Source organism: Thalassobaculum sp., from assembly GCF_040219215.1.
Classification (GTDB): domain Bacteria; phylum Pseudomonadota; class Alphaproteobacteria; order Thalassobaculales; family Thalassobaculaceae; genus Thalassobaculum_A.
The window spans coordinates 58013-84472 of the sequence record NZ_JAVJSX010000013.1 but is presented as its reverse complement, the minus strand read 5'-3'; the positions used below and the strand labels follow the sequence as shown (position 1 = coordinate 84472).

General features: G+C 66.2%; 22 protein-coding genes. 12 read left to right on the top strand and 10 right to left on the bottom strand.

Annotated elements, in window-relative coordinates; genetic code table 11:
* Positions 1–15: 15 nt before the first annotated feature.
* The 3 genes from RIC54_RS12350 to RIC54_RS12340 all read right to left on the bottom strand — a co-directional run bounded on the left by RIC54_RS12350 (position 16) and on the right by RIC54_RS12340 (position 3115).
* Positions 16–633 (bottom strand): CBS domain-containing protein, encoded by a 618-nt coding sequence (locus RIC54_RS12350; protein WP_350097495.1) that lies wholly within the window; start codon positions 631–633, stop codon positions 16–18.
* Between the two features lie 78 nt (positions 634–711).
* Complete coding sequence (locus RIC54_RS12345; protein ID WP_350097493.1) at positions 712–1398, bottom strand: lipid-binding SYLF domain-containing protein; 687 nt, start codon at positions 1396–1398, stop codon at positions 712–714.
* Positions 1399–1486: 88 nt separating this feature from the next.
* Complete coding sequence (locus RIC54_RS12340) at positions 1487–3115, bottom strand: amidohydrolase (protein ID WP_350097491.1); 1629 nt, start codon at positions 3113–3115, stop codon at positions 1487–1489.
* Between the two features lie 104 nt (positions 3116–3219).
* Here RIC54_RS12340 and RIC54_RS12335 point away from each other — a divergent pair, with 104 nt between their 5' ends.
* From RIC54_RS12335 to RIC54_RS12325, 3 genes are all read left to right on the top strand, one after another.
* The gene (locus RIC54_RS12335; protein ID WP_350097489.1) at positions 3220–3996 is read left to right on the top strand and encodes a LamB/YcsF family protein; all 777 of its coding nucleotides are present in this window, start codon (positions 3220–3222) and stop codon (positions 3994–3996) included.
* Positions 3997–4107: 111 nt separating this feature from the next.
* Positions 4108–6156, top strand: a complete 2049-nt coding sequence (locus RIC54_RS12330; protein ID WP_350097487.1) for an alpha/beta hydrolase domain-containing protein — start codon at positions 4108–4110, stop codon at positions 6154–6156.
* Positions 6153–7154 (top strand): CobW family GTP-binding protein, encoded by a 1002-nt coding sequence (locus RIC54_RS12325; RefSeq protein WP_350097485.1) that lies wholly within the window; start codon positions 6153–6155, stop codon positions 7152–7154. Before RIC54_RS12330 ends, RIC54_RS12325 begins: the two co-directional genes overlap by 4 nt.
* On the opposite strand, the gene RIC54_RS12320 is transcribed toward RIC54_RS12325, so the two are convergent.
* The 6 genes from RIC54_RS12320 to RIC54_RS12295 form a co-directional block, all read right to left on the bottom strand.
* A complete protein-coding gene (locus RIC54_RS12320) occupies positions 7155–8039 on the bottom strand; it encodes an ABC transporter permease (protein WP_350097483.1) in 885 nt (294 codons plus the stop codon).
* Between the two features lie 99 nt (positions 8040–8138).
* Complete coding sequence (locus RIC54_RS12315) at positions 8139–9203, bottom strand: ABC transporter substrate-binding protein (protein WP_350097481.1); 1065 nt, start codon at positions 9201–9203, stop codon at positions 8139–8141.
* Positions 9204–9272: 69 nt separating this feature from the next.
* Positions 9273–10361, bottom strand: coding sequence for an ABC transporter ATP-binding protein (locus RIC54_RS12310; protein ID WP_350097479.1), 1089 nt, complete (start codon positions 10359–10361; stop codon positions 9273–9275).
* Between the two features lie 7 nt (positions 10362–10368).
* Positions 10369–11202, bottom strand: coding sequence for an ABC transporter permease (locus tag RIC54_RS12305; protein ID WP_350097477.1), 834 nt, complete (start codon positions 11200–11202; stop codon positions 10369–10371).
* 19 nt (positions 11203–11221) lie between these two features.
* Positions 11222–12466, bottom strand: a complete 1245-nt coding sequence (locus tag RIC54_RS12300; protein ID WP_350097475.1) for a metal-dependent hydrolase family protein — start codon at positions 12464–12466, stop codon at positions 11222–11224.
* A 77-nt stretch (positions 12467–12543) separates the two neighbouring features.
* Positions 12544–13749: a metal-dependent hydrolase family protein gene (locus tag RIC54_RS12295; protein WP_350097473.1), complete on the bottom strand. Its 1206-nt coding sequence runs from the start codon at positions 13747–13749 to the stop codon at positions 12544–12546.
* A gap of 199 nt (positions 13750–13948) precedes the next feature.
* On the opposite strand from RIC54_RS12295, the gene RIC54_RS12290 reads away from it, so the two are divergent.
* From RIC54_RS12290 to RIC54_RS12275, 4 genes are all read left to right on the top strand, one after another.
* Positions 13949–15652 (top strand): gamma-glutamyltransferase family protein, encoded by a 1704-nt coding sequence (locus RIC54_RS12290; protein ID WP_350097471.1) that lies wholly within the window; start codon positions 13949–13951, stop codon positions 15650–15652.
* Between the two features lie 30 nt (positions 15653–15682).
* Positions 15683–16411 (top strand): maleate cis-trans isomerase family protein, encoded by a 729-nt coding sequence (locus tag RIC54_RS12285; RefSeq protein ID WP_350097469.1) that lies wholly within the window; start codon positions 15683–15685, stop codon positions 16409–16411.
* A gap of 132 nt (positions 16412–16543) precedes the next feature.
* A complete protein-coding gene (locus tag RIC54_RS12280; RefSeq protein WP_350097467.1) occupies positions 16544–17752 on the top strand; it encodes a hypothetical protein in 1209 nt (402 codons plus the stop codon).
* Positions 17752–18870 (top strand): nucleotidyltransferase domain-containing protein, encoded by a 1119-nt coding sequence (locus RIC54_RS12275; protein WP_350097465.1) that lies wholly within the window; start codon positions 17752–17754, stop codon positions 18868–18870. The genes RIC54_RS12280 and RIC54_RS12275 overlap by 1 nt, the downstream gene beginning before the upstream one ends.
* Positions 18871–19011: 141 nt before the next feature.
* On the opposite strand, the gene RIC54_RS12270 is transcribed toward RIC54_RS12275, so the two are convergent.
* Entirely contained in the window at positions 19012–19329 is a 318-nt protein-coding gene (locus RIC54_RS12270; protein WP_350097463.1) for a hypothetical protein, read from the bottom strand.
* 444 nt (positions 19330–19773) lie between these two features.
* On the opposite strand from RIC54_RS12270, the gene RIC54_RS12265 reads away from it, so the two are divergent.
* Genes RIC54_RS12265 through RIC54_RS12245 form a run of 5 tightly spaced genes read left to right on the top strand, consistent with a single transcriptional unit; the run spans position 19774 to position 26450 of the window.
* Positions 19774–20985, top strand: coding sequence for an MFS transporter (locus RIC54_RS12265; protein WP_350097461.1), 1212 nt, complete (start codon positions 19774–19776; stop codon positions 20983–20985).
* A 60-nt stretch (positions 20986–21045) separates the two neighbouring features.
* Entirely contained in the window at positions 21046–21810 is a 765-nt protein-coding gene (locus RIC54_RS12260) for a DUF4197 domain-containing protein (protein WP_350097458.1), read from the top strand.
* Positions 21811–21834: 24 nt separating this feature from the next.
* Positions 21835–24129 (top strand): DUF3604 domain-containing protein, encoded by a 2295-nt coding sequence (locus RIC54_RS12255; RefSeq protein WP_350097456.1) that lies wholly within the window; start codon positions 21835–21837, stop codon positions 24127–24129.
* 38 nt (positions 24130–24167) lie between these two features.
* Entirely contained in the window at positions 24168–25181 is a 1014-nt protein-coding gene (locus RIC54_RS12250) for an LLM class flavin-dependent oxidoreductase (protein WP_350097454.1), read from the top strand.
* Between the two features lie 48 nt (positions 25182–25229).
* Positions 25230–26450 carry an MFS transporter gene (locus RIC54_RS12245; RefSeq protein WP_350097452.1) on the top strand — a complete coding sequence of 407 codons (1221 nt, stop codon included), beginning with the start codon at positions 25230–25232 and terminating at the stop codon, positions 26448–26450.
* Positions 26451–26460 lie beyond the last annotated feature (10 nt).

Sequence of the window (26460 nt, the reverse complement as noted above, 5' to 3'; positions counted from 1 at the left end):
GCTGCGGAGCGGCCTCTAGAGTTTGGTGCTCATGGCCTGGTGCCGCCGCCGGCGGCGGCTGACCGACGGCCGGTCCTCGGGTTCGTGAGTCGCCCGACCATCGACGTACAAGGTCGGGCCCTCCGCATACGTTCCGAGCGTGCCCGGATCGGCAGGAGCCGCGCGGCCGGGCGTAACCGCCAACCGACGGCGGATCAGGCTTGGATCCACCCGGGGTGGCAGCGCTCTCCCCGGGTTTACGAGCTTCGGAAGCGAGAGGGTTCCAATCATGAGGTGGTCGTGGTCGACGACGAGGAACCGGTCGATCTCGGTCTGCGCGGCGATCGCCGCCGCAAGCGACATAGGGTCGTCCGCATACAGGAACGGCACGGTCGCCCGCATGCAGTCCCGAACGGCGATCTCCCGTCCGTCGTCTCCGCAATCCGTGACTAGGCGGCTGTCCGTCACCACCCCGACGATTGCATCGCCATCAACGACCGGAGCAAAGACCCGCCCCTTCTCCCTGAGGCGGGACAGCGCTTCATCTACGGTGTGGTCCGGATGCAGGACGACATCGGCCGGTGACGATAGGCAGGCTCCCACCGTCGGGTGCTCCGTCGCCTTGCCGGAAGGGGCGTTGGTTGGTTCGGTCATGACAGCCACTCGACTGGTTGTGCCAAGCCCTGGTCCGCGCACCCCACCACAACGCCAACCGGACCGGCCGAAGATCGATCAGCGGGTCGCCAGCGCCGACTGCAGTGACGCCGCCCCTGCGTTCGATGCGGTTCCGTCGATCAGGATCGCCTTCACGTCGGCTCCAGCCCCGTAGTAGGCCGCGTTCTTCTCGGGTTGCGGCCGGATCAGCGTTCCATCAAGCGAACCGCCACCGAACAAGCCCTTGGAACGGGAGAATGTGACCATATCCGCCTCCATGGAGCCGACCGAGCTGGCCCCCACGCCGCCACCGACCGTGCCCATCGAAATGCTGGCATCAACCCCGACCTCAAGCTGATTGCTCATCAGCTTGTTCAGGGCCTTGTCGGTCATCACGGCAATGATCATCCGCTTCGATTCGGCCCCCGCCTGCAGGCCGATACTACCGCCGGCCAGCGTGTAGAACGCCGGCGCCGTCCATCCGCCATCGGCCCGTTTCGCCAAAGCCACGGCCTCGCCACCTTCGCCGCCGACGATCAGGCCCGCCTTGATCAACTGCGGCACGACAATCACCGCCTTCGCGCGGTCAAGGTACTGGGCGATCTCCGGATAGTGCGGATCGGCCGACATCTCGACGACCACATCCGCCGCCGCGTCCACCAGAACCTGCGGCGGCTGGGCTTCCTGGGCACTGGCGGATCTGTACGCCGGAGCGGCGACCGCCAAACAAGATACGGCGACGAGAGCGGGGAGGAATTGGCGCATGCTGCGGCTCCTGGGATTCGGTCATTCTCCCATCAGCAACGCGGCGGCACCCTGTCCGGTTGCGCAGATCCGCCGAGACGCGTGGTCGTCACCGCTCAAACACCACCGCGCCACCGATCACCGTCATGTCTACCTGAACGTCCCGGATCTGCTCGGTTGGGATGGAGAAGTAGTCACGGTCGAGCACCGCCACATCGGCAAGCTTTCCGATCTCCAGCGTCCCTTTCAGGTGTTCCTCCCGGCCGGAGTAGGCGCCAAGCCACGTATAAGCCCGCAGTGCCTCGGCCGGGGTCACCGCCTGGCTTGCATCGAGGTCGCCGCCGGTATCGGACTTGCGGTTGACCATCGACCACAGCGCCAGGAACGGGTTTGCCTTCACGATCATCGCGTCGGAATGACCGGGTGCGGGAATGCCGGCATCGATCAGGGACCGGTGCGGCCACATCCGTCCCATCGCCGCCTGTCCTCGGTTGGCCGCGTAGGCATCGCCCAGTTCGTACATGAAGCCGGTCGCGGAGCTGTCGATCACGCCAAGCCGCTTGATCCGCGCCTCGATCTCCGGTGTGACGTAGCAACAGTGCTCGACACGCATCCGGTGATCGTCGACCGGATGGTGTTTCAGGCAATGCTCGATCGCGTCCAGCGCGAAGTCGATCCCGCGATCGCCCACACCTTCGATCATCACCTGCAATCCGGCCCGATGGGCCGTCAGCGCGCGTGTCTTCAAATCCTCCAACTCATAGAGCAGGATACCGGTGTTGGGGTCCGGTTCGCCCTCGATCTTGCGGCCGACATAGGGCTCGTAATAGGCGGCGGTCCGCCCCGAGGTAGAACAGTCGGGACACCACTCGACGCCGATCACCCGTACCCAGTCGTCGCCGAACCCGGAGCGGATTCCAGATCTGGCAAACGCCTCGACCAGTCCATCCTGCCTGCCGGACACGATGATCCCGACCCGCATGCCGAGCCGCCCCTGATCCTTCAGCAGTTGGTAGGCCGCGATGGCGTGCGATGGTGTCAGCGAATTATAGACCGAGGTGATGCCGACCCGGGTCCATTCGGCGAATACCTGTTCGAGACCGTCAGCAATGGTTCCGGGGGTGTCGCCGGAGTGGATCTTCTCAAGGAAGAGATGGGCCGCGGTCTCACGGACCACACCGGTCAGCTTGCCCGTCTGCGGATCCTTGTCGAACTGTCCGAACTCCGGCGGCTGTGTCGTCTCGTCGATTCCCAACAGCGCAAACGCCCGGCTGTTGGCGAGCCCGATGTGCCCGTCGGTGCGCAGGATGAACAGGGGACGCCCAAGGGCCGCCGCATCCATCTCCGCCAACGTCGGGTAACCCCCGGACTTGTTCTCGTTCAGTCGGTAGCCGGCAATCCAGTCGTCCGCATCGCCCTTCTCGGCCACCTGGCTGATCCGGGCCAGCAGGGCTTCCCGGCTCTGGATGCGATCGGGACTTAGAAGCTCCCAGGACGCCAGGCGGGCGGCGTAGGCGTCCGGGTGACAGTGGCTGTCGACGATCCCCGGGATGGCCGTGCGGTCCGACAGGTCGATCACCCGCGTACCCTGCCCGATCAACGGGTCGACATCGCCGTTGGAGCCCAGCGCGACGATCCGCCCGTCACGCGCCGCCAATGCCTGCACAAAGCGCTCCTGGGCGTCCATGGTGGCGATCTTGCCCGATCGCAGAACGAGGTCGGCCGCAAGGCGTATCATTGATCGAATCTCCGGGTGTCAATGGATCGGTCTTGCCAACTGTATTGAACCGCCGGCGGGCATGGCATCAACTATGTTTCCAGCCCGAGCCGCAGGAGCCTCACATGACAGACCGCGTCGACCTGAATTCCGATCTAGGCGAAAGCTGGGGCGCCTACACGATGGGCGAGGACGCTGCCATGCTGGAGATCGTCAGCACCGCCAATGTGGCGTGCGGCTTCCACGGCGGCGACCCGGACGTGATGGCCAAGACGGTCGCCCTGGCCAAGGCCAATGGCGTCGCAATCGGCGCGCACCCCGGCTTCATGGATCTGTGGGGGTTCGGGCGCCGGCAGATCCGCGGCGACTCGCCCGACAGCATCCGCAACATGCTCGTCTACCAGATCGCCGCCCTGGCCGGCATGGCCAAGGCCGGGGGGTACTCGATCACCCATGTGAAGACCCATGGCAGCCTCGGCAACATGGCCGCCGTCGATCCCGAACTGGCAGGGGTTGTCGCTGAAGCCGTCAAGGCTGCCGACCCGAACCTGATCCTAGCGATCATGCCCGGGAACCAGCTCGATATCGCGGCCAAGGCGGCCGGCCTGCGGGTCGCCAACGAGGTCTATGCCGACCGCACCTACGACGACAACGGCAACCTGACGCCGCGCAGCGAACCCGGCGCGGTGATTCACGACGCCGCCGAGGCCAAGGACCGGGTGCTGCGCATGCTGGACGAGCAGGCGATCCGCTCGACCTCCGGCAAGCGCATCCCGGTCCGCATCGATACCATCTGCGTGCACGGCGACAACGTGGCCGCCGTGGAGATGGCGCGCGGGTTGCGCCAGGCACTGGAAGCGAACGGTGTCACCATTGCGCCATTCAGCACGTTCGTGCCGTAACAAAGACGGTTCACCCGACGGCGCTGCAATCGTATCGTTCGGCTTGTTCCCTTCCGCCGGTGTCCGTCGATGCCGCGAACCCCTGCCTCACCACTGCTAGGACGACCCGTCATGAACGCGCGTCTTGCCCTGTCGATCGACGACCGTCGCACATTCGCCGACGGCCATGCCTTCGGCGACACAGGAGCCTACGAGCGGCTGACGGGCCGGGTCCGGTTCTGGGCTGACCCGGTCGATGGCAAGCACCCGACGATCACCGACCTCGACAAGGCGCCGCGCAATGGCGACGGGCTGGTCGAGTACACGGCGGATTTCTGCCTGCTGAAACCGGTCGAAATGGCACGCGGCAACAACCGGGTGTTCTTCGACTATGGCAATCGCGGCAACAAGCGCGCCCTGCAGTTCTTCAACGACGCCGTCGGTTCCGGCAGCCCGATCGCCCTGGAGCATGCCGGCAACGGCTTCTTGATGCGGCGAGGCTACACCATCGCCTGGCTCGCCTGGCAGGGTGACCTGCTGCCCGGTGACGGCCGCATGCTGCTCGATGTGCCGGTCGCCACCGACGGCGGGACGCCGATCACCGGCACGGTCCGCAACGAATACATCGTGAACGCGCCCGGCGTGTCGGTGATGCCATTGAGCGGACTGGCACCGTCGCGCAGCTACCCGGCAGTCTCTCTGGACACCCGGAAGGCGCAGTTGACCCGGCGCCGCTACGCCGCCAGTCCCCGCGAAACAATCCCCCACGACGCATGGTCGTTTGCCCGGTTGGAGGAATCTCCGGCGGTCGACGGGCTCGGACGCGACCGGGCCGTGGTGCCCTCGGACATTCACCTGTACCTGCACCGCGGCTTCGAGACCGGCTGGATCTACGAGTTGATCTACGAAGCCCGAGATCCCCGGGTGCTGGGCCTTGGTCACTTGGCAGTACGCGATTTCATAAGCTTCCTGAAACACGGCGACCAAGATGCCGAGGGCAATCCGAACCCCCTGCGCGAGAGCGACGGACGGATCGAAAAGGCCTATGCCTGGGGACGGTCGCAGACCGGCCGGTGCATCCGCGACTTCATCCATCTCGGCTTCAACGCCGACGAAGCTGGCCGGCGGACGTTCGACGGCGTGCTCCCACACGTCGCCGGCGGCGGCAAGATGTGGATGAACCACCGCTTTGCCCACCTGACCGTCCTGCCGGGACAGGAACACGAGAACCACTACACGGTGGTTGACCGGTTCCCGTTCTCCTACGCCCGCTCCACCGACCACCTGACCGGCCAGGAAGACGCGATTCTGAAGCGACCCGACACCGATCCGCTGGTCATCCACACCGACAGTTCGTCGGAGTACTGGCACCGCCGGGCCTCGCTGGTGATCACTGACACCCGAGGCCGGGACCTGCCGCAGCCGGAAACCGTTCGGGTCTATTGCTGGGCCGGCTCGCAGCACTACGCCTCGCCGCTGGTCACCAAGCCGGAACACGGGATCGCGGCCAACCTGCAGAACACTGTCGCCACCTCGATGTTCTTCCGGGCGAACCTGGACGCGCTGGACCGCTGGGCGACCCACGGCACCCCGCCACCGCCGAGCCGGACCCCGACCCGGCGCGACGGAACGCTGGTGCCGGTCGAGGAATGGCGCGCCGGGTTCCCGGCGATCCCCGGTGTCGCCCTCCCGCGTGGACCAAGCCGGCTCGAACGGCTGGACTTCGGCCCCGACGTCGACCGCGGCTTGACCGAGGAGCCGCCGAAGGTGATCGGCAATGAGGAGTATCCGATCCTGGTTCCGGCAGGCGATGCCGACGGCAACGACTGGGCCGGGGTGCGGGCACCGATGGTCGCCGCCCCGCTCGGCACCTATGTCGGCTGGAACCTGCGCCGACCCGAGCTGGGGCGCGGCGCGATGGTGGGCATCACCGGCAGCTACATCCCGTTGCCGGAAACCGAGGACGAACGCGCGCAGACCGGCGACCCTCGGCAGTCGATCCTGGAGCGCTACCCAAACGCCGCAGCTTACATCGACGCGATCCGGCACGCTGCCGAAGCGCTGGTCCGAGACGGGCTGATGCTGGAGGAGGACGTGGAACGCGCCGTCGCCGACGCCGCCGGATGGGGACGCTGCCGCCACGTTGTCAGGCTGCCGAGCGAGCCCGGGGCTCAGCAATGACCGCCGTCGCCGAAACATCGGACAAGCTGCCGGTCACCGTTCTGGCCGGTTTCCTGGGTGCCGGCAAGACGACGCTGCTGCGGCGCATCCTGTCCAACCCCCGCGGCGTCCGCTATGGCGTGCTGGTCAACGATTTCGGTGCCATCAACATCGACGCCGAGTTGGTGGTCGAAACCGGGGCCGACCAGATATCGCTCGCCAATGGCTGCATCTGCTGCACCATCAAGGACGATCTGGTCGAGGCCATCGGCCAGCTGGTTGCGCTCGATCCGCCCCCCGACCATCTGCTGATCGAGACCAGCGGCGTATCCCGGCCGATCGCAGTGGCCGACGCCCTGCTCGACCCGTCGCTCGCCGAACGTGTCACCCTCGACGGCGTATTCTGCCTGATCGACGCCGCCGGCTTCCGCGAATTGGACTACGCCTCGACCGAGTTGGCGATCGAGCAGGCGTCATCATCCGACATGGTGATCCTCAACAAGTGCGACATTGCCACGCCGGAGGATCTGGCGACCGTCACCGCCACCTTGCGCGGCCCGGTACCGAACACCCGGTTCCTGCCAACACAGTTCGCTGAAGTATCGCCGGAAATCCTGTTTGGCCGGACAGACGACCGCCCGGCAAAGACGGCCGCTCACGGACATCACGACCGGCATGACCACGAGCACGGGCACGGCCACGAGGGACATCATCACCACGACCACGGCGACGAATTCCAGGCGTGGTCCTGGCAGAGCTCGGCCCCATTGGATCGCGAGGCATTCCGATCGGTCGTGCGTCGGCTACCGGCCGCGCTGCTGCGCGCCAAGGGCGTGATCGTGTTCAGCGATCGTCGGGCCGAACGCGCAGTGTTCCAGATGGTCGGGCGCCGATACACGATCGAAGTTGAAAGCGGTTCGCCACCGGCGATCAGCTCGCTGGTGGCGATTGCCCGGGCCGGCAGCCTCGATGCGGATGCCCTTACGGAACTATTGAACGGCTGCGTGCCGAAAGGCTGACTAACGGCGGTATCGCTTCTGCAGCCGGTAGCCGGCGATCGCCGTCAGCACCAGGGTCGTGGTCATCAGGATGAACGAAACCGCAGCACCGAACGGCCAGTTGCCAAGCTGCATCTGTCCGAACACCAGCGGCGCCATCATCTTGAACTCAGGCCCACCAAGCAGGACCGGCGTCGCGTAGGCGTTCATCCCCAGGATGAAGGTCAGGATGATGCCGGCAACGATGCCCGGCAGCGCCAGCGGCCAAAGCACGCGCCAGAACATGTGCCAGGGATCGGCGCCCAGGCTGAACGCCGCCTCCTCGACCGCCCGGTCGATGCTTTCGATCACGCTTTGCAGGGTCAGCACCATAAACGGCAGGTTGACCGCGATGATGCCGACAATCACGGCACCTTCGGTGAACATCATCTGAACCGGCACGTCGACCAGGCCGAAACCGACCAAGCCGGCATTGATCATTCCCTTGCTGCCGAACAGCGTCATCCATCCGGCGGCTCGGACCGCGTTGCCGACGAACAGCGGCAGGACAACCAGCATGATCAGGATGTTCTTGTACCGGGTCCGGGTACGCGCCAGTGCATAAGCCAACGGAAACCCGAGCACCAGGCAGGCGATGGTGCAGATCATCGCGACCTTCACGGTCGTGAAGAACACCCCCAGGTAGAAGGCATCGGTGAAGAACTTGACATAGCTCTCGATGGTCAGCGCATCGACCATCATCAGCCGGGGTACGAACTTGTTCAGGCTGTAGCGGAACAAGATGACGATCGGGATCAGCAGGCCAGCGGCAACGATAAACGTCGCCGGGCCGATCAGCGCCGCCGCCGAGAGCCGTGAACCGCCACGCTCTTCTACGCTGACCGCGTTAGTGGCCGCTGCTGCCATCAGGATCTTCCTCGTTCCTCAGAAAAGCTGCCGCCCGCCCGTTCCGCCCCCGCGACGCGGGAGCGGACCGAGGCGGACAGGCTGGGCCCTAGGCGTCGTTCAGGTCTTGAAGTCCTTGTCCCACCATTCCTTCAACTCGACGTCATGGTCGGTCATGAAGCCGAAATCCATGTCCACGAGCTTCGCGATCTGCTCCTGGGTGAAGCCGATCCGCTCATTGCGCTCCGGCGCCACGACCGCGTTGGTCACGGTCGGGTTGTAGCCCATGTCGACGGCGAAGGCCTCCTGGGCTGACTTCTCCATCATGGCGTCCAGATAGGCGTAGGAGCCTTCCTTGTTCGGCGCGTTCTTCGGAATCACGAAGCCCGACGTGTAGGCCAGCGCGCCCTCGGCCGGGGTGACCGATTTCACATTGATCCCGGCATCCTGCCACTGCACCGTGCGGGCCTTCCACATGACGCCCACACCGAATTCATCGGCCTTCAGGCCCTGCGCGAACGCCTCGTTGGTCGGGTAGATGCGGGCCCCGGCCTTGCGGACCTCTAGCAGCAGCTTCTTGGCACCGTCCATGTCGGTGACACCGCCACCAGCCGCCAGGGCGGCCGCCACCAGCGTGTACTGGTACTGGATGTCGATGATGCCGAGGTTGTTGCCGTGCTTCGGATCGAACACATCCTTGTAGCTGGTCGGCGCGGTCTTGAGGACGTTCGGATTGTAGACCGCCACCTTGCCGGAATAGATGTGGCCGATGCCGTACTTGTACTTCATCGACGGCAGCAGGTTCTTCGCATTCTTCAGCTTCGAGTAGTCGATCTCGTCGGTCAGACCGACCTCGAACATCTGATACATGTTGAGGGCGGACAGGCCCTGCACGTCGCTGGTGCCACGCGGCAGGCGACGCTCGGCGAGCATCTTGGCGCGGCGCTGCGGGTCGCCAGCCTGGTCCTGGACGACTTCCCAACCGTTCGCGATCAGATGCGGCTGCTCGATGTTCTTGTTGAGCAGCCGTGCGTAGTCACCACCCCAGGTACCGACGACGATCTTGCCCTTGGATTGCGCGAGCGCATCGCCTGTGCGGCCTAGTGCCGCCGTTCCCGCGATCGCCGCCGCACCCTGTATCAACGTCCGACGCGATACCCCGGACCGTTGCTTGCTCGTTTTCATTTTTGGCACTCCCTGTCCTGTTGGCTCACCGATTGTTCCAACGTCCTTCAGCCGGCAGAGCTGCTCCGACTAAAGATCCGCGGAGTCGGCGTCGTCGCCGCTCCCCGGGAAGACAGAGGCCGAAGCCACCGTCCAACCCACATGCACTTTGTCACCCGTCCTCGGCATGAACCCATCCTCTCGGTTCGGGATCTGTGCGATGACCACGTCGCTCGGCGACAGACGGACGTGAAGATCGATCAGGCCGCCCAGGTACGACACGAACTCGACCTCGCCGATGAAGCCGTTCTCGACGTCGCTGGCAACCTCGGGCGTCACCGTCACCCGCTCGGGGCGAAGCGCCAGGGTGGCAGGCCCGGTTGCAACCGTCGAAGGACGGCAGGCAACAGCGATCCCACCCGCGCTTCGGAAGCGTTCCGGGGTCTCCAACGAGCCACTCAGGAAACTGCTGCGTCCCACAAACCCGGCGACGAACCGGTCTGCCGGCCGTTCGTACAAGTCACGCTGGCTGCCGACCTGCCGCACCGCGCCCTCGCTCATGACCACGAGGCGGTCGGCCATGGTGAGGGCCTCCTCCTGGTCGTGGGTCACCATCACCGTGGTCAGGTTCAGCGACTGCTGCAGCTTGCGGATCTCGACCCGCACTTCCTGGCGCAACTTCGCATCCAGGTTCGACAGGGGCTCGTCCAGCAGCAATACGTCGGGCTGGAACGCCAGCGCCCGTGCCAGCGCCACCCGCTGCTGCTGTCCGCCCGACAACTGCCGTGGCAACCGGTCGCCGAGATGACCGAGCCGAACCAGTTCCAGCGCCTCGCCCACCCGCTGGGTGATCTCGGGCTTCGGCGCCTTGCGCATCTCCAGGCCGAAGGCGACGTTTTGCGCCACCGTCAGGTGCGGGAACAGCGCATAGCTCTGGAACACCAGACCGGTGTTCCGCTTCCAGGCCGGCAACTGCGTGACGTCGTTGTCGCCGATCCGCACCGCGCCGGAGGTCGGTTCGACGAATCCGGCAATCATCCGCAGCGTCGTGGTCTTGCCGCAACCCGACGGGCCAAGCAGCACCAGGAACTCGCCATCGGCGACATCCAGGGTGACGTCGCGGGCGGCAAAGAAATCGCCGTAGCGCTTGGACAGCTGGTTCAATTCTAGGCGGGCCATCGCTTCCTCACACCACTCGACTGATTTTGACGAAGCGATCGGTGACCAGCATGGCCGTTCCGATCAGCACGATCTGGACGACCGACACGGCCGCGATTGACGGATCGATCTTCCATTCCAGGTACTGCAGGATGGCGATCGGCAGGGTCGTCCGGCCCGGTCCGACCAGGAACAGGCTCATCTCCAGGTTCCCGAACGAGGCCACGAACCCAAACATTGCACCCGCGACCACACCCGGCAGGATCCCCGGCAGCGTGATCCGGCGGAACGTCGTCCAGCGATCGGCGCCGAGATTCTGCGCCGCCTCCTCAAGCGTCCGATCGAACCCGGCGAGGCTGGCCAGGACCAGCCGCACCACCCACGGGATCACCACCAGCACGTGGCCGGACAGCAGGCCCAAAGTCGATCCGAGGATCGCAAAGCGGCCGCCGGTGGCGATCTCCGCCTCGACGTGGAAGACGTACAGGGCCGTGCCAAGGACGACGCCGGGGACCATCAACGGCAGCAGCAGCAGGTTGTTCAGCGCTTCGCGGCCGGGAAACCGGAAGCGCGACAGGCAAAGCGCCGCCGGCACGCCGACGAGCAGGCCGATAGCCGTGGCACTCACGCCAAGCTGGACGCTGAGCAGCAGTCCATCGACGAAGCGCGCGTTGCCGGTGATCAGCTTGTACCACCGCAACGAATAGCCCTCGGGCGGAAAGGACGGGATCTCCTGCTCGTAGAACGACAGCCAGGTGACCGAGATCAAGGGTGCCAGGATGTAGAGCATGGTCAGCGTTGCCGCGGTCAGCAGCGCCCACCGGCCAAGTGTCCGACTGTCGATAGCGAGTGCCCCCCTCATCGCATCCTGCCCATACGCCTCACGCCAACCGGTTCTTGTGGAAGGCGCCACCCTTCATGATCGCCGCCAGATGAGCTCCCTGCCCCTCCAGCAGCGCGATGTTCGACAACGGATCATCGTCGACCACGATCAGGTCAGCCCAGGCCTCCGGCTCGACCACGCCCAACTGCCCGGGGCGGCGGACCACTTCGGCCGCAATCGTGGTGGCCGAGCGGATCACCTCCAGAGGCGACACCACCTCGGTGCGGATCGAGAACTCGCGACTCTGGTCTTCCAGCAGCGCCCCCAGCAAATCGGAACCATAACCGACCTTCACCCCGGCGCGCTTGCAGATTTCCAGAGAGCGGTATCCACCGTCCAGGACCAGGTCGTTCTTCTCCAGCATCTCGGCCGGCATGCCGTACTGGGAGGCCCGCTCCTTCATCGCCACGTAGGCGACCAGATTCGCGACCAGATACGCGCCTTCGCGGGCCATCAACTCGGCCCGGGCATCGTCGATCAGGTTGCCATGCTCGATGGTACGCACGCCGTTGGAGACCGCCCGGTCGATCGCCTCGGCCGAGTAGGCGTGGGCGCAGACATAGCGTCCGAACGCCTCGGCCTCCTCGACCGCGGTCCGAATTTCACCGATCGAGAACTGCAGGGATTCCAGCGGATCGAACGGCGATGCGACGCCGCCAGACACCATGATCTTCACGTGGTCGCAGCCCTGACGCATCTGCTCGCGCACCACCCGGCGCAAGGCGTCCTCGCCGTCAACCATCTCGCGCAGGTTGGCGAAGGCGTTGCAGCAGTAGCACGGGTAGCCGGAGTTGGTGCGTCCCCGGCCATCGGAATGCCCGCCGGTCGGGCCGATCGAGCGTCCGGCGATGAACAGACGCGGTCCGACGATCAGCCCCTGGTCGACGGCCGCCTTCACCCCCCAGTCCGTGCCGCCGGTGTCGCGCACGGTGGTGAAGCCGCGGTCCAGCATCGAGCGCAGCCGCACCGCTGCCCGTGCGGTCGCCAAAGTCAGGGGCACGTCCTCCATGCGCCGCATGTACACTTCGCTGTGCATGCAGTGGACGTGGCAGTCGATCAGGCCCGGCATCAGCACCCGGCCGCCGCAGTCGATCACCGTGGCGGAGTCGGACGAAAGCGGACCGTCGGCCACCTCGCGGATGCGACCGCCTTCGACCAGCACTTCATAACCGCCCCGCGCCTCGTCGAAACGCGGGTCCAGCAGGCGCAGGTTGCGGAACAGGAAAGCACCGGTCTGGACCATTCAGATATCGTCCTCGGTCTTGCGTCGTGGTCGGCCGGTGACCGCAGGAATGGGACCGGCGAAGCAGGCGGCGGGCGTCAGTGCAGCGTGTTCTTGTGGAAGCTTCCGCCCTTGACGATGGCGGCAAGGTTGGTTTCCGGCTTGTTGAAGATGCTGAGGTCCTTGAGAGGGTTGCCCTCGATTACAAGCAGGTCGGCGTAGGCGCCCGGCCGCAGGCAGCCAAGCTGGCCTTCTCGACGCAGCACCTGTGCTCCGACCAAAGTGGCGGACCGTATGATTTCGATCGGCGACAGGACCTGGGACCGGATCTCGAACTCACGGGTCTGGTCGACCTGGAGTTGGCCCAGCAGGTCCGTGCCGTAGGCAACCGGTACGCCGGCGCGCTTGCAGATCTCCAACGACCGCAGGCCGCCGTCAATCACCAGTTCGTTCTTCTCCAGCATTTCCGGAAGCATGCCGAGATCGGCGGCACGTTCGCGCATGGCGTAGTAGGCGACCAGATTGGCAATCAGGAACATGTCGTTCTCGGCCATCAGCTTGGCCGAAGCGTCGTCGATCAGATTGCCGTGCTCGATGGTCCGCACGCCGGCTTTGGCGGCACGGGTGATGGTCTCCGGCGTGTAGGCATGGGCGCACACGTAACGGCCGAAAGCGTGCGCCTCCTCCACCGCAGCCCCGACTTCGCCGAGCGAGAACTGCAGGCTGTCGATCGGGTCGTAGGGCGACGCCACACCGCCAGACATCATGATCTTCACGTGATCGCAGCCCTGGCGCATCTCCTCACGGACCGCCTTGCGCACTTCGTCGGGACCGTCCGCGATGCACATGGAGAACACCAGCGCGTTGCAGCAATTGCAGCTGGGGCCGGTATCCGTGCGTCGCCGGCCATCGCTGTGACCGCCGGTCGGACCGATCGCCTTGCCGGCGATGAACAACCGGGGACCGGCGACCAGTTTCTGGTCGACCGCTGCCTTCAGCCCCCAGTCGGCACCTCCGGTGTCGCGCACCGAGGTGAACCCACGATCCAGCATGGCGCGCATCTGCCGCATCGCGTGCGCGGTCATCAGCGTCAGCGGCATGTTCTCGAGCGTGCGCAGGAACACCTCGCTCAGCACCACGTGCACGTGGCTGTCGATCAGGCCCGGCATCAGGGTGCGACCGCCGCAATCGACGACCGTCGCTCCCTGCGACGTGATCGGCCGGTCCGACACTTCGCGGATCCGTTCTCCCTCAACCAGCAGCTCGAATCCACCGGCGATCTCATCGCGTTCGGGGTCGAGCATTTGAAAGTTCCGGAAAAGCGTTTGGACCACGTTCGGTCTCCTCGACCATCAGCCGCGACCCGCGAAGCAAAGGTCAAAAAATCCGTGCCGTCAATGTGACTGCCCATTCAACAAATGCCTTCACCGAATGCCTTCTTTCGCGGCAGGATGAGCCGGCCCAACCGCGCCGCCCGGCATAAATCCACGGAGCACTCTCGTCATGATGGAACCCTGGAAGACCGAGGTCGCAGGCACCCGACACATGGCGGTCGCGGGTCACTATCTCGCCGCTCATGCCGCGTTCATGGTGCTGGAGGCCGGCGGCAACGCGATTGATGCGGGAGTGGCCGGCGGCCTGGCGCTGGGCGTCGTCCAAAGCGATCTCGTGAACATCGCGGGGGTCGCCCCGATCATGATCAGGCCAGCGTCCGGGACAACCATCACGATTGATGGTCTCGGCGGCTGGCCCCGAGGTCTCGACCCCGACCTGTTCACGCGCGAGCACGGCGGCGCGATCCCTCACGGTCTGCTACGGACCGTCGTGCCCGCGGCACCGGCCGCTTGGATCCAGGCGTTGCGGCAATTTGGCACCATGTCGTTCGGTGAAGTCGCGCACAGCGCGATCCGGCTGGCCCGCGAAGGCTTCCCGCTGCATCGCCTGACCGCGAGTGTCATCGCCGAGCATGAGGCGGAGTACCGGCGCTGGCCCTCGAACACCGCGATCTACATGCCCGGCGGCAAGCTGCCGCAGGCCGGCGATATCTTCCGGCAGGAAGACTTGGGACGTTCCCTGCAGTACATGGCCGACCAGGAAGCCGCAGCCGCCAACCGCGGCCGGGAAGCCGGGCTCAACGCGGCCCGCGACGCGTTCTATCGCGGCGACCTTGGCCGGCAGATCGTCGCCTTTCACGAAGCCAACGGCGGCCTGCTGCGCGAACGCGACCTGACCGACTACCAAGTCTCGATCGACTCGCCGGTGGCAACCGGATTTGCCGACGGCGAGTTGCTGGCCTGCGGGGTCTGGTGCCAGGGCCCGACCTTGATCCAGGTCATCAACCTGCTGAAGGGGTTCGACCTCGGCGGCCTGACCCACAACGGCCCAGAGCACCTGCATCTGGTCATCGAGAGCATCAAGCTGGCCTTCGCCGACCGCGAGCACCTGTTCGGCGATCCGCGATTCGTCGACGTGCCGGTCGACCGCCTGATTAGCACGGCCTACGCGGACGAGCGCCGCGCCATGCTGCGCCGCGACCGCGCCTATCCGGACCTGCCGCCCCCCGGCCTCCAGCGTGCCGTCGCCCGCGAACCCGCCCTTGTCGGGGCCGGCGATCCGCCACCGCCGCCGGACACGTCCTATGTCTGCACGGTTGATCGTTGGGGCAACGCATTCTCCGCCACACCGAGCGACGTCTCGTACCAAAGCCAGGTGATCCCCGGCACCGGTTTTGTTCCGTCGTCACGCGGTTCGGCCAGTTGGGGCGACCCGCGCCACCCAAGCGGCGTCGCGCCCGGCAAAAGGCCCCGGCTCACCCCCAATCCGGCGATGTGGATCAGTCCGGACGGCCGGGCAATGCCGTTCGGCACCCCCGGCGGTGATGTCCAGATCCAGGCCATGACCCAGTTCCTGCTGAACCTGCTGGTGTTCAAGCAGCACCCACAGGTTGCCGTCGAACAGCCGCGGGTTGCGACCTACAGCCAGCCGGACACCTTCGAGCCGCACCCGGCGTACCCGGGAATGGTCAAGGCCGAGTCGAGGATCGCCGAGGAGAGCGTTGCCGGCCTTCAGGCACTCGGGCACCAGATGAGCCCTTGGCCCGAGCGCACGCATCTCGCCGGATCGATCTGCGCGATCGTGCCCGGCCCCGGCGGTTCCATGATCGCAGCCTCGGATCACCGTCGACCGACCTATGCTCTGGGCTGGTAACCGTCGCCTACCCGGCTAAGGAGTAGAGACATGACCATCCCGACCCTGCGGCTCGGCATGATCACGCCGTCGTCCAACACGGTTCTGGAGCCGATGACGGCGGCCATGCTGGCCGATACGCCCGACATAACCGCCCATGCAGCCCGAATCCGGGTCACCCAAATCTCGATGGGCAGCGGATCGGTCGGGCAGTTCGACACCGCACCGATGCTCGAGGCAGCCCGGCTACTGGCCGAAACCAAGGCCGGCTCGATCTGCTGGAACGGAACCTCGTCCGGCTGGCTCGGCCCGGAACAGGACCGGGTGATGGTGGATGCTATCGAGCAGGCAACGAGCCTGCCCGCCACCACTGCGGTGCGCGCCACCTTCGAGGCGCTCGAACTTCTCGATGCGGACGGCTTCGGGCTGGTGACACCGTATATCGAGGACGTGCAGGCTCGGGTCCGCACGAACTTCGCCGACGCCGGCCATCCCTGCCGAAGCGACCGTCGCCTGGACATTACCGAGAACTTCGCGTTCGCCGAAGTCACCGAGGCGACCATCGAGCGAATGATCCGTGAGGTGGCGGCCGACGGAGCGACCGTCGTCGTGGTGCTGTGCACCAACCTGCGCGGGGCCCGGCTCGCGACGCCCCTCGAAGCCGAGCTGGGGATCACGCTGCTGGACAGCGTGTCGGTTGCGCTCTGGGGCGCGATCCGCGCCGCCGGCCGCGATCCCTCCGTGATCCGAGGATGGGGTCGCTTGTTCGACCTGCGGTGAACCTGCACCGTCCTCCAACGCGGCTTCTCCGATAGGATTGAAAAGAGCGCGTCCGCCAATCGGGAACTTCTGCCAATTTTGGTGGTTTTCCGACGTGTAGTTCGAGCGACACGGCGGCGGACGAGTAGAACCATGTCCCAGGTAACCGAGAGCGAGACCGTTAACCGCGCCCTCCCCAGGCTGCCGGATCACGTCAGCCTGCACTTCATGGACGGTCAGGGGTTGCTGCTGGATTCGCATCGGCAGTTGCTGTTCTCGGCGACACCGTCGGCCACGCTGGTCTGGTGCTGCCTTGCCGAGTTCGGCTCCCGCGCCGAGGTTCTGTCCGAATTGCAACAAAGAACCGGGCTGCCGGCCGGACAGGCCGCGATCTGCATCGACGAAGCCGTGGAGAACTGGCGTAACGCAGGGCTTTTCGACGTTCCGGCTGCCGACCCGTCCGGCGCCCATCGCGAGCCGGTGGAGTCGCACAACGAGGCGCCTGCCGCGGCAGTGCCCACGATCGTGCCGTCAAGCGAAGCCGCGTATCGGCTGCTGGATACCACCTTCGCCGTCGCGTTCGGCGACCCACCCCTTCGCGAGACCGTCGAACCCGTCATTCGTCACCTGCAGACGGCGCCGGTTGCCCGGCCGGATGCCGTGCTGGTGGTTGCCCGTGATGATGGAGGGTTCACGGTGTCACGGGTCGGCGTTGGCCAGGCGCGATGCGATCACATCGACGAAGTCGCTCCCCTCGTGCACACGATCGTGGCGCACGCCGCGGTTCACCAAGCCTCCGCGTTGTGCGCAATCCACGCCGGCGCCATCAGCGTCGGCGACGGCTGCGTCCTGCTGGCAGGAGAGGCAGGCGCCGGCAAAAGCACCCTGGTGTCCGGGCTTTCGGCTGCCGGTTGGCGGGCCCTTTGCGACGACACGGTCCTGCTCAGCGACGACACCCTGGAGGCCCGGCCGTTGTGCGGCGCCCTGTGCGTCAAGGCCGGGTCGTGGCCGATCCTGTCGGACGCCTTCCCCGAGTTGCTGCAGAGTCCGGTAAACCTCCGGCCCGACGGCCGGGCCGTCCGCTATCTGCCCAGGATAAGGCATCCTCTGGACAGCGACCGCTTTCCGGTCCGCCGGATCGTGTTCCCGCGCTACGACGCCAGTGCCGGCCGCGGCACTGTCGAGGAACTCGCTCCGGCGACAGCGCTGACCCGCCTGATGAAGTGCACCTACTTTCTGGACCGCCCGCTGGGTCCTGAGCTGATGGAACGGCTCATCCAGTGGATCACCGGGATCGGTTGCTTTGAGATGCGGTACGCATCGCTGGCCGACAGCGTCCGCCTGTTTCAAAAGCTGGGCTGATGCTCGGGCTGGCGACCAGGCGTGGCGCGGCGCTGCGTGCCCTGCTCGACGGATTGCATCTCGCTCCGGACCGCCGCGGCTCTATCCTCGCATCGCTGGACTCCGACGCTTGGATACCGGTGATCGGATTGGCCAACGAGCATCGGCTGGCGCCCGCCCTGGGATCGGCACTGCGTGAAGCCGGACTCCTGACGGTCGTTCCGGACGACGCGCACAGCTACCTCGAGCTCCTCCACCACAGCAACGACGCCCGCAACAGGATCATCCGGGACCAAGCCCTCGAGATCATCGCGACGTTGAATCACCAGGGCATTCGGCCAATCGTTCTGAAGGGAGCATTGTCACTGTTCGCCGACCGGGATCGCGATCCGGCCGCCCGGATGATGGCCGACATCGATATCGTCGTTCCGATGTCCGCGCGGACAACCGCGGAGAATGTCCTCAACTCCCTGGGCTACCACATCGCAGACCGTTACCCCGAGGGACACCACGCCGTCGGGGAGTTCAAGCGCCCCGGCGACCCGGCCGCGGTCGATCTCCACCTGGAGCTGATCGACCAGCAGTACATCCTTCCCGCCGCCCCGGTGTTCGCCGAGGCCAGGGCGATGATCGTGCAGAACGCCACGCTCCTGCTACCGAGTGCCACGCATCGGGTCCTGCATACGCTGCTGCACGCCCAGACCCATCATCTCGGCAACTTCTATCGAGACCATGTGTCACTGGGCCAGTTGCACGATTTCGCGACGATCGTCACTTTGTGCCGATCGGATATTGATTGGTCGGCGATCGATCGGCTCCTGCAGGAACATCGCCTGATCCCAGCGCTCGACAGTTATCTGGTGCTGGCCGAAGAGCTGTTCGGGTTGCCCTGGCCATTGGACCGAGCCCCGGGATCAGCCGGACAGCGTCATGCCCAGCGGTGCCTGCTGCAACTGCACCTGCCCGCACTCGAGAGTGTGTTCATTCTGGTCGGAAATCTCCGCGCGGCGTTCGCCTGGCACCGGATGCGCGCCACCTACGGGGACCGGGCGGGGCCACTCACCTGGCACAGCCGCCACACGTGGCAGTACCTGAAGCGCCACGATGTCCGTCAGGCAATCGCCCGGTTGTTCCGATAGCCCGATCAGTCAGCGGTCATCGCTAGCGTTCCGCCCTGTTGATAGCGCGGCAGCCGCGTCCGCGAGGTGTCCCGAACCGGGGACGCCGTCTTGGACGCGGCTGCCGCTGTATCGTTGTCCGGCTATCGCCGGACGGTTTCGCTAGCGAGTGATGTCCTGGTGATTCGAGCGGCCGGGTACTCCGTCACGGCCGCCGTTGCCGAATCCATTGTTGGCTTTCTTCTTCCAGTGGCCATGGCCCTTCTTCCAGTGGCCATGACCGTGACCGTGGCCGTGACCACCACCATTGCCCGGCGGGAAGGGATTGCCACCGGATGCGGCGGTCGCGTAGTTCTGCCGCGAGGCCGCAACCAGCAGCGTCACGGCGGCGGGAGTCACCACCGCATACTTGCCGCACGACGCAAGGAAATTCCGTCGGGCGACACGCATTCGCTCTTCGGTCTGTGTATCGGTGTTCATCGGACGTCTCCTTTCCGATAACTGCATAGGCGTGTGAGCTTTGCCGAATTTCCGGCAGTGAGGCCGCGCCACCGCCATGGTGGATCGCAGCGATTCACACGCATCCGCCAACATATCCGCCAGCGCGACGTCGGCGTTGTGATCAGCCCGTGGCCTGCTGTGGCAATTGCATCTCTTAAATCAGGTTAATAAATAACAATAATGATTTGATATATTGTATATTTAATGATGTTTACTTCCGCCTGAAGGCGGTTCGGCCGACGTCCTGCACATCGATGTCGCTTTGCGGTTGATGAAATGCTGCATCAAGAGCAGCGCTCGATCGGGCAGCGAGTATGGTGGTTTGGACATTGAAACCAGAGACGACGCGGACACGGTAATGCAGTCTGCCGAAGCACGCGTGACCTGCCGGTTTCACCCCATCCCGTCTTTTGCGCAGCACTGATGCGCAGCTTTCCCCTTTGGTTGACCGCGCTGGGCGCTGCCTTGCTGATGCAGACGTCGAGCGCATTCCTGACCCGGGTCTTTCCGGTGCTGGGACCGGCGCTGACCGATGCGGCGGGGGTAGCGCCCGAACGGATCGGCCTGCTGGCATCGGTCGGGTCGCTGGGCACCATGTGGTACCTGATTGCCGGTGGAGACCTGCTGCCGCGCCTTGGCCCCGTGCGCAGCTTACAGGTCGGCGCCGGTGTCGGAGCGGTCGGCTTGCTGGCCGCGGCACTCGGATCGTGGGAGGCGATGCTGCTGGCCGCGTTCCTGGTGGGGGTCGGATACGGCCCGTCGCCACCGGCCGGCAGCGACCTTCTGAACCGCCACGCTCCGGCTGGCCGTCGATCGCTCATCTTCTCCATCAAGCAGTCCGGCGTCCCGCTTGGCGGTGCCGTCGCCGGCCTGCTGATCCCGCCGCTGCTGCTCGTCGGTGACTGGAGGTTCGCCTGCGGGATGGCAGCGGCCCTCTCCCTGCTAACGGCGTTGCTGGTCCAGCCGGTGCGCCCGACGATTGACGCCGACCGCGACCACGGCCATCCACTGAGCTTGGCTGCGGCCCTGTATCCACGCAGCCTGATGCGGCCGTTCCGCGCGGTCGCGTTCGGCCCGGTGATGCTGGCGACGACCTATGCCGGGTTCTGCTTCGCGGTCGTCCAAGGCTGCCTGTTCGCGTTCTTCGTTACCTACCTCGTCACCCGGCTGGGCCACTCCCTGGCCATCGCCGGCCTGGCGTTTGCGGTCATGCAGATCGTCGGAGTCGTGGCACGCGTGGTCGTCGGCTGGATTGCCGACCGCATCGGCTCCGCCCGCCGGACATTGACCGCGCTGGCGCTGGCTTCCGCCGCCGTGACGGCCGGTGTTGCAGGCCTGTCCGAGACGTGGCCGGTCTGGGGCATCATCGGATTGGCCGGGGTCGCCGGATTCGCCGCCGCAAGCTGGAACGGCGTTTATCTTTCCGAAGTCGCCGCCCAGGTTCCTGCTGCCCTGGTCGGTCAGGCGACTGCCGGCTCCACCTTCTTTGCGTTCATCGGCTACGTCGTCGGGCCGATCGCTTTCGGTGCGGTGGTGGTGGCGAGCGACTCCTATCCGATCGCCTTTGCGCTCGCCGCAGTTGCACCGCTGACCGGCGCTGCAGCGCTGCTGGCCGTTTCACGACGGCACGGATGACATCATGATACGCTGCCGCCTGCTCCGATCCGCCGCCCCCTCCACAGCGAGGCCATCGATATGCACCGCCGAACCTTCGTGACCGCCACCTTGGCCTCAGTCGCCTGCGTTGCCACGCCTGCATGGGCCCAGTCGCTGTTCGACAAGGCGGGAAGCCTGCTCGGCGGCGGCAAAGCTCCCGGGCTGGGTGGCAACTCCGGCACTTCAGGTGCCCTCGGTGCCGGCTTGTCCAACAGCGAAATCACCAGCGGCCTGAAGGAGGCGCTGCGGGTCGCGACCGGTCGGACCGTCGACACGGTCGGCCGCACGGACGGGTATTTCGGCGACCCAAACATTCATATACCCCTGCCCGGGTCGCTGAAGATGGTGAAACAGGCGCTCGACCTGACCGGCCATTCGGACCTGACCAACGACCTGGAACTGAAGCTCAACCGCGCGGCCGAAGCCGCCGCGCCGCAGGCTCGCGACGTGTTCGTGGAGTCGATCCAGCAGATGACGCTGGACGATGCGGCCGGCATCCTCAATGGCCCGAAAGACAGCGCCACCCAGTACTTCAAGCGAACCATGTCCAGCCCCTTGAAGACCCGGATGCACCCGATCGTCGACGCCCAGCTGTCGCAGGTCGGGGCGGTGAAAAGCCTGGACGCCATGATGGGCCAAGCCAAGGCCATTCCCGGCGTTCCGAGCGCATCGGGCGGGTTGACCGACTACACGCTCGATGCCGCGCTCAAGGGAGTGTTCTTCTACCTCGCCAAGGAGGAGGCGGCGATCCGCGACAACCCGGCGGCCCGCACCACCGACCTGCTGAAAAAGGTATTCGGATAAGCATCTCTGGCCAGGGAGCGGGCGATGGCGGGCGGTTTGATCGATGACGGCAACATGGGCGATGTCTGGCCCGTGGTTCACCCGGGACGAACGGCAGACGAGTATGGGTCGGCACGCATCAGCCCGGCCGGGCCGTTCGAGGTTCGGTCGTTCCAGACCATCGAGTTGACCTACACGGTCGGCCGGTTCGGGCTCGACGACAGCGGCAGCATCAAGATCGTGCAGCGGTTTCCCAACGACGGAGGCCGCCTCCAGGTCGACGACCCTGCCGCCATGAACTTCGTCTCGGCCCGCGCCAGCAAGCACTGCCGCCTGACCGTCGTGCCGGAGCGCAACGGTCACCAGCGGCCGTGGGAGCGATCGCTGCGGATCATCGTCGGCGGCGGCTCCCTGCACCAGGGCGACACCATCACCGTGACATTCGGCGACCGGTCCGGCGGCTCGCCGGGCCTGCAGCTGCAGACCTTCTGCGAAAGCGCCCACGAGTTCCGGGTCCTGGCCGACCCGTGTGCTACGGGGCACTTCATCCCGCTGCCGAACCGTCCTCACGTCGCGATCGTCGCCGGCAAGCCGGAGCGCTGGAAAGCGGTCCTGCCAACCCACGGCAAACCGGGCACCCCATTCACACTCGGACTGAAGGCGGAGGATCTGTGGGGCAACCCCTCGCATCAGGCCGCCAGAGCCCTGCGCCTGGAAGCCGACGGAACCGTTCAAGGCTTGCCCGAGCGGGTCGACTTCCCGGCAGGAGAGCGAGCGCTGCGCATCGGCGGACTGATCGCCCCCGGCGATGGCATCGTGCGCGTTCGGGTTTTCGACGCGGACGGAACCCTTCTAACCGCATCGAACCCGCTGGTGGTCCGCGCCGACGGATCGAGCGGCTTCTGGGGCGACCTGCACGGTCAGAGCGGCGAAACCGTTGGGGTGAACCCGATCGAGGAGTATTTCGCGTTCGGCCGCGATCTGGCGTTCCTCGACGTCATGAGCCACCAAGCCAACGATTTCCAGGTCACCAGCACCTTCTGGCAGCGCATCAACGCGGTGACCGCCGAACTCGACGATCCCGGCCGCTTCGTGGCGTTTCCCGGCTATGAATGGTCCGGCAACACCCCGATGGGCGGCGACCACAACGTGTTCTTTCGGAAGTCCGGCGAGACGATCCGACGGTCGTCGCACGCCCTGCTGGTCGACCGTTCGGACCTGGACAACGACGCCAACACAACCGCCGACCTGTTCGAAGCGCTGAAGAGCGAGGACTGCGTGCTGTACGCCCATGTCGGCGGCCGCCCGGCCGACATTGCGCGCGACGACGGTGGCACACTGCGGACCGCGGTCGAGGTCCATTCCGACTGGGGCACGTTCGAGTGGATCATGAAGGACAGCTTCGCGCGCGGCTATCGCCTGGGGCTGGTCTGCAACAGCGACGGTCACAAGGGCCGGCCAGGCGCCAGCTATCCCGGTGCGTCGCAGTTCGGCGCGTTGGGCGGACTGACCTGCTTCCTGGGCGACACGCTGTCGCGCGACGGGATCTTCGAGGCGCTCCGCCGACGGCACCACTACGGCACCACCGGGTGCCGCATGTTCATCGATGTCCGGGCTTCGCTGCCGACCGGCGGCCGGCGCTACGACACCGACCCGCGTTACGGGCCGGCAGAATCGCAGGAGGTGCACCACGCCGTGATGGGCGACATCGTCCAGACAGCCGACGGCACCTGCCGGCTGGACGTCGAAGTGGCGGCCCACGCGCCGATCCTGCGGGTCGATGTGCTGAACGGACCGGAGGTCGTCGACAGCGTCAGAGGTTACTCCAAGGATCAGTTGGGCGACCGCATCCGGGTGACCTTCCACGGTGCCGAGTACCGCGGCCGCGGCCGCCAGACCACCTGGAAGGGCGAGGCCCGGTTCGATGGCACCAGGATCGCACGCTTCCAGCCGATCAATGCCTGGAACCACGACCGTCTGCTGGCGCAGCAGGACGACAACACCGTGGCGTTCGACGTCCTGACGACCGGAAACTTCATCGGCTTCGACGCCTGGCTTTCCAACGCAACGGGCGACCTGACGATCGGAACCGATCACGCCGGCGGACGCTTCCGGCTCGCGGAGATCGGCATCGACGAGACCGTTCTGGAAGCCGGCGGCCTGGAGCGCCAGATACGCATCGCACGGCTGCCCGACACCTGCCGCCAGGATCATCTGAAGCACACGTTCCGCTGCGACCTGAACCCGACGGGCGACAACCCCCTCTGGATCCGGGTGACCACCGAGGACGGCTTCAACGCGTGGTCCAGCCCGATCTACCTTTTCCGAGACGGCGTCTAACCAGACACTGTGCCGCCCGATACCAGGAGTGACTTGCCGTGCGTGTTTCCATTCTCGATCAGTCGATCGCCGCCGCCGGACGGCCGCAAGGGGCCGCGATCCGCGACACCCTGGCGCTCGCCCAGCATTGTGACACCCTGGGCTACCACCGGTTCTGGGTGTCGGAGCACCACAGCCACCCGACCATCGTCGGCACCGCGCCGGAGATCCTGATCGCCGCGATCGCCACCCACACCACCCACCTGCGGGTCGGCAGCGCCGGGGTTATGCTGCCGCACTACGCGCCGTTGAAGGTTGCCGAGCAGTTCCGCGTGCTCGACGCCCTGGCGCCCGGACGGATCGACCTCGGGCTCGGCCGGGCCCCGGGGTCGGACGGCCGTACCGCGTTCGCCCTGAATCCGATGGCCAACGAGCGGCCGGCGCAGTTCCCGAACGACGTCGCCGACCTGATGGCCTGGGTACACGGGGAGCCGCTGGCCGAGAATCATCCGTTCGGAGTGGTCGAAGCGATGCCGAAGGGCGAGACCGCGCCGGAAATGTGGATCCTCGGCAGTTCCCTGTACGGCGCCCAGGTGGCGGCGCATTTCGGTCTGCCGTACAGCTTTGCCTGGTTCTTCACCGACGGTCGCGGCGGACAGGAGGCGCTCGACATCTACCGACAGACCTACCGCCCGAGCAAGCGGCACCCGGAGCCGAACGCCGGCATCTGCGTGTGGGCGCTGGCCGCCGAGACCGACGACGAAGCGCAGCACCATTACAGTTCGCGCGCGCGCTGGCAGCTATACCGCGACCGGGGGCTGTACCTGCCGCTCGACCCGCCGGAGGTGGCGATGGGCTACGACTATTCGGACGCCGAGATGGCGCGCATTGCGGAACTGCGTCGCACCGCCTTCGTCGGCGCCGCCCCCCAGGTCGCGGACCGCATCCGCGAGCTGGCCGAGCGGACCGGCGTCGACGAACTGGCCATCGTCACCTGGACTCACGACGAGCAGGCACGCCGCGACAGCTATTCGCTGCTGGCACGCGAACTCGGGCTGCCCGTACGGGGATAGGGCGAAACCGCTCACAGAAACCATCCGATGCGCGCTGTGACCACTCGCATGATCTCCCCGCGCCGCTTGGTCGCGATCGTGTGCGCAGCGCAGATCCTGGCGCAGATCGGAGCTTATGCCTGGCCCGCGCTGATCCCCGGACGGATGGCAGCCTGGGGCATCGACAACACCGACGCAGGCTGGATCACCGGCCTGTTCTACCTCGCCTATGCGGTATCGGTGCCGGTCCTCGTTACATTGACCGACCGGATCGACCCCAAGCGCGTCTATCTGTTCGGCGTGGCAGTGACCGTGCTCGGCCATGTCTGCTTCGCCACCCTCGCCGACGGGTTCTGGACCGCCGCGTTCGCCCGGATGCTGGCGGGGATCGGCTGGGCCGGTACCTACATGACCGGGCTGAAGCTGCTGGCCGACCGGGTCGACGGCAAGCTGATGTCGCGCGCGGTCGCCGGCCACGCGCTCAGCATCGGTGTCGCCGGTGCGGCCTCGTTCGCGTTCACCGGCATTGTCGAGGATCTGCTCGGTTGGCAGGCCGTGTTCTGGGCGTCGGCGGCATGCGCTGCGATAGCATGGCTGATCGTCGGTCTGGCAGCACCGGCGCAGGCACCGAGCACCGAGGCGCCAACCGGCCGGCTGTTCGACTTCGCCCCGGTACTGCGCAACCGTTCGGCCATGGCCTATGCGTTGGCGTACTGCGTCCACACCTGGGAAATGAACACCCTGCGCGGCTGGGGTGTGGCCTTTCTGGCCTGGGTGGCTTTGACGACAGGCAGCGGCGATCCGTGGCTGCCGGCGACCGCGGTGATCACCCTGGTCGGGCTCGTCGGCACCTGGGCCAGCGTCGCCGGTAACGAGGTCTCGATCCGGCTCGGCCGGCAACGGCTGGTGCGCGTGGCGATGGTCGCTTCAGCCGTCTGCGCCGCGCTGATCGGGTTTCTCGGACCGTTCTCCTATGAAGTGGCGGTCGTGCTGATCCTGGTCTACGGCGTTGTGATTTGGCTCGACTCCTCGTCGCTGACCGCCGGGGCCGCCGGCAGCGCCGATCCGGGACGGCGTGGAGCGACGTTGGCCGTGCACTCGATGCTCGGCTACGCCGGTGGCTTCGTCGGCCCGCTGGCGATGGGGGTGATCCTGGATCTCGCCGGCGGCATGTCGACCGCAGGATGGGGGCTGGGCTTCCTGCACGTGGCGGCGGCCATGCTGCTCGGCCGCGTCGCCTTCGCCGTGCTGCGACCGAAGACGTTGGCCGGCGACCGGGCGGAGGCGTAGTGCGCCCCCC

Coding starts and splice junctions, on each gene's coding strand:
- RIC54_RS12350 (WP_350097495.1), bottom strand. CDS start 633: ATGACCGAACCAACCAACGCCCCTTCCGGCAAGGCGACGGAGCACCCG.
- RIC54_RS12345 (WP_350097493.1), bottom strand. CDS start 1,398: ATGCGCCAATTCCTCCCCGCTCTCGTCGCCGTATCTTGTTTGGCGGTC.
- RIC54_RS12340 (WP_350097491.1), bottom strand. CDS start 3,115: ATGATACGCCTTGCGGCCGACCTCGTTCTGCGATCGGGCAAGATCGCC.
- RIC54_RS12335 (WP_350097489.1), top strand. CDS start 3,220: ATGACAGACCGCGTCGACCTGAATTCCGATCTAGGCGAAAGCTGGGGC.
- RIC54_RS12330 (WP_350097487.1), top strand. CDS start 4,108: ATGAACGCGCGTCTTGCCCTGTCGATCGACGACCGTCGCACATTCGCC.
- RIC54_RS12325 (WP_350097485.1), top strand. CDS start 6,153: ATGACCGCCGTCGCCGAAACATCGGACAAGCTGCCGGTCACCGTTCTG.
- RIC54_RS12320 (WP_350097483.1), bottom strand. CDS start 8,039: ATGGCAGCAGCGGCCACTAACGCGGTCAGCGTAGAAGAGCGTGGCGGT.
- RIC54_RS12315 (WP_350097481.1), bottom strand. CDS start 9,203: ATGAAAACGAGCAAGCAACGGTCCGGGGTATCGCGTCGGACGTTGATA.
- RIC54_RS12310 (WP_350097479.1), bottom strand. CDS start 10,361: ATGGCCCGCCTAGAATTGAACCAGCTGTCCAAGCGCTACGGCGATTTC.
- RIC54_RS12305 (WP_350097477.1), bottom strand. CDS start 11,202: ATGAGGGGGGCACTCGCTATCGACAGTCGGACACTTGGCCGGTGGGCG.
- RIC54_RS12300 (WP_350097475.1), bottom strand. CDS start 12,466: ATGGTCCAGACCGGTGCTTTCCTGTTCCGCAACCTGCGCCTGCTGGAC.
- RIC54_RS12295 (WP_350097473.1), bottom strand. CDS start 13,749: ATGCTCGACCCCGAACGCGATGAGATCGCCGGTGGATTCGAGCTGCTG.
- RIC54_RS12290 (WP_350097471.1), top strand. CDS start 13,949: ATGATGGAACCCTGGAAGACCGAGGTCGCAGGCACCCGACACATGGCG.
- RIC54_RS12285 (WP_350097469.1), top strand. CDS start 15,683: ATGACCATCCCGACCCTGCGGCTCGGCATGATCACGCCGTCGTCCAAC.
- RIC54_RS12280 (WP_350097467.1), top strand. CDS start 16,544: ATGTCCCAGGTAACCGAGAGCGAGACCGTTAACCGCGCCCTCCCCAGG.
- RIC54_RS12275 (WP_350097465.1), top strand. CDS start 17,752: ATGCTCGGGCTGGCGACCAGGCGTGGCGCGGCGCTGCGTGCCCTGCTC.
- RIC54_RS12270 (WP_350097463.1), bottom strand. CDS start 19,329: ATGAACACCGATACACAGACCGAAGAGCGAATGCGTGTCGCCCGACGG.
- RIC54_RS12265 (WP_350097461.1), top strand. CDS start 19,774: ATGCGCAGCTTTCCCCTTTGGTTGACCGCGCTGGGCGCTGCCTTGCTG.
- RIC54_RS12260 (WP_350097458.1), top strand. CDS start 21,046: ATGCACCGCCGAACCTTCGTGACCGCCACCTTGGCCTCAGTCGCCTGC.
- RIC54_RS12255 (WP_350097456.1), top strand. CDS start 21,835: ATGGCGGGCGGTTTGATCGATGACGGCAACATGGGCGATGTCTGGCCC.
- RIC54_RS12245 (WP_350097452.1), top strand. CDS start 25,230: ATGATCTCCCCGCGCCGCTTGGTCGCGATCGTGTGCGCAGCGCAGATC.